Below are 1163 nucleotides of genomic sequence, written 5' to 3' on the forward strand. Positions count from 1 at the left end.
AGCCACGCTTGCGTAACGGTTTATCCAGAATACCCAGCGCAGCTAGACCATGGGAGACTTTGCCAACCAGCCTGGCAATGCCCACGCTTCGATGGCCTTGGCCTTTAATCAAAAGCCCTTCCGTGAAAGTCTCAAGCCGAGGGTCGCCGTTTTCCAACATCAATGCCCCCAGCACGCCACTCAGGAATTTTTCAAGGTGACGCGCTGTGTAGCCCAGTGATTTCAAAACCGTGCTTAAACGAGTGAGCTCATCCTTGAATATCTTGTGCCCGAAAATGAATGATGCATAAATCGCAGATTGGCGAAATTTGGTAATGCGCTGTGGCGTACGAAAACCTCCCATGTGGTATGCGACCGCTGCCAGATAAGGGCGCGACCCAGCTTGGGTATCGAGGAGAGCCAACCACTGCATTTCTGACCAAGACCAATAGGGGATATCAGTCCTACTAACGTGCCAGAGAATGACGGACACAGAGGAGACCGCCAATCGATCCGAAACGCCAGCGTGTGCCACGAGATCAATTAGAGGAATAACGAGTCTGGGTACACTCGATTGTAGATAGGCCCAGTCGGAACGATACCGACGATTCGAGAGTATAGTCCGCTCCAGATCCGACAGTTCCTCTTGACGCTCATAATGATCCACATCAAATGGCACGTAGCTCATGGTAAATAATGCTCCGTGACGATTACTCCGACTTGAAGAGTTCAGCGAACAGTCGGGCGTCCAGACTACCCACCGAATGCGCCATTTTTGCAGTCAGGTCCGCGCCCGACAGGTGCACATAAATCAAGGTGGCCTTCGGATCCCGGTGACCTGCATAGGCCGTCAACTCATGCAGTTTCCACCCCGCACGAGCCAAATGCGTGAGTCGCAGATGACGAAAAGTGTGTGTGCTAAGGCATGACAGATTTGAGTCTGCGGCCCATCTTTCTACCGTTTTACTCCACGTCCACCGCGTGAGTGCCGAACCTCGATTGCGATCAGACTCGGATCGAAACAGGGCTCCTTTCGAACAACCGGCCAGACGAAGGGCATGAAGATGCGTTCCAAGTATCGGCGCAATGTCAGGGCTGTAGCACACGACACGGCTGCGTCGGCCTTTGGTCGTTTCTGCGCGCACTGAAATGAGTCGATGGGCGAGATCCAGGTCTTCGATTCT

1 protein-coding gene and 1 pseudogene are annotated in these 1163 nt (G+C 53.2%); both read right to left on the bottom strand.

Annotated elements, in window-relative coordinates:
- Positions 1-667: pseudogene (locus tag BLR16_RS27780) on the bottom strand (integrase); the annotation flags it as partial.
- Positions 668-689: 22 nt separating this feature from the next.
- Positions 690-1163 (bottom strand): tyrosine-type recombinase/integrase (locus BLR16_RS27785; protein ID WP_139211520.1); only part of this gene is annotated, 474 nt, incomplete at its 5' end.

Source organism: Pseudomonas sp. BS3767, assembly GCF_900099665.1.
Classification (GTDB): domain Bacteria; phylum Pseudomonadota; class Gammaproteobacteria; order Pseudomonadales; family Pseudomonadaceae; genus Aquipseudomonas; species Aquipseudomonas cerasi.